We start from the raw sequence: 1,925 nt of genomic DNA on the forward strand, positions 1-1,925 counted from the left end.
ATTGCCTGGAAAGAACGTCTGTTCTTTCAGGACCCAACAGTGTGTCGATATATCAACCACGGCCGAAGACTCGGCTCCGACCCTACGCGGAAGAAGTTGTCAGCGTTCCACCCATGAGCTCCACCGAACTTCGTACGAGTCCGTAGTGGCTCTGCCAGCGACGACCCCGACTGTTCGGGACATCGACTGGAGAATGCTCCTTAGAAAGGAGGTGATCCAGCCGCACCTTCCGGTACGGCTACCTTGTTACGACTTCGTCCCAATCGCCGATCCCACCTTCGACGGCTCCCTCCCACAAGGGGTTAGGCCACCGGCTTCGGGTGTTACCGACTTTCATGACGTGACGGGCGGTGTGTACAAGGCCCGGGAACGTATTCACCGCAGCGTTGCTGATCTGCGATTACTAGCGACTCCAACTTCACGGGGTCGAGTTGCAGACCCCGATCCGAACTGAGACCGGCTTTAAGGGATTCGCTCCACCTCACGGTATCGCAGCCCTCTGTACCGGCCATTGTAGCATGTGTGAAGCCCTGGACATAAGGGGCATGATGACTTGACGTCGTCCCCACCTTCCTCCGAGTTGACCCCGGCAGTCTCCTGCGAGTCCCCACCATTACGTGCTGGCAACACAGGACAAGGGTTGCGCTCGTTGCGGGACTTAACCCAACATCTCACGACACGAGCTGACGACAGCCATGCACCACCTGTACACCGACCACAAGGGGGCCTACATCTCTGCAGGTTTCCGGTGTATGTCAAACCCAGGTAAGGTTCTTCGCGTTGCATCGAATTAATCCACATGCTCCGCCGCTTGTGCGGGCCCCCGTCAATTCCTTTGAGTTTTAGCCTTGCGGCCGTACTCCCCAGGCGGGGCGCTTAATGCGTTAGCTACGGCACGGATCCCGTGGAAGGAAACCCACACCTAGCGCCCACCGTTTACGGCGTGGACTACCAGGGTATCTAATCCTGTTCGCTACCCACGCTTTCGCTTCTCAGCGTCAGTTACTGCCCAGAGACCCGCCTTCGCCACCGGTGTTCCTCCTGATATCTGCGCATTTCACCGCTACACCAGGAATTCCAGTCTCCCCTGCAGTACTCAAGTCTGCCCGTATCGCCTGCAAGCTCACAGTTGAGCTGTGAGTTTTCACAGACGACGCGACAAACCGCCTACAAGCTCTTTACGCCCAGTAATTCCGGACAACGCTCGCACCCTACGTATTACCGCGGCTGCTGGCACGTAGTTGGCCGGTGCTTCTTCTACAGGTACCGTCACTTGCGCTTCGTCCCTGTCGAAAGAGGTTTACAACCCGAAGGCCGTCATCCCTCACGCGGCGTCGCTGCATCAGGCTTTCGCCCATTGTGCAATATTCCCCACTGCTGCCTCCCGTAGGAGTCTGGGCCGTGTCTCAGTCCCAGTGTGGCCGGTCGCCCTCTCAGGCCGGCTACCCGTCGTCGCCTTGGTAGGCCATTACCCCACCAACAAGCTGATAGGCCGCGGGCCCATCTCGCACCGATAAATCTTTCCACCCCAAGCCATGCGACAAGAGGTCATATCCGGTATTAGACCCAGTTTCCCAGGCTTATCCCGAAGTGCGAGGCAGATCACCCACGTGTTACTCACCCGTTCGCCGCTCGTGTACCCCGAAGGGCCTTACCGCTCGACTTGCATGTGTTAAGCACGCCGCCAGCGTTCGTCCTGAGCCAGGATCAAACTCTCCGTTGAAGACTCTCGAAACACCCCGAAAGGTGAATCAGAAATATCTAAACTAGAGTCCGAAAACCCAGCAAAACAATCGCCAGCCGGAAAATAGCTGACTAAAATGTCCGACCCTCCACACGGGGGGTGAAAAGGCCGGAACCAAAAAATATTTGGCACTGACATTCATCGACACACTATTGAGTTCTCAAAGAACACACGCACACAC

The 1,925-nt window shown here is 56.9% G+C and carries 1 rRNA gene; it reads right to left on the reverse strand.

The features are described from left to right. Nucleotides 1-204: 204 nt before the first annotated feature. Nucleotides 205-1,723 (reverse strand): 16S ribosomal RNA (locus tag ACWESM_RS36550). Nucleotides 1,724-1,925 lie beyond the last annotated feature (202 nt).

It is taken from the genome of Nocardia sp. NPDC003999, assembly GCF_053604885.1.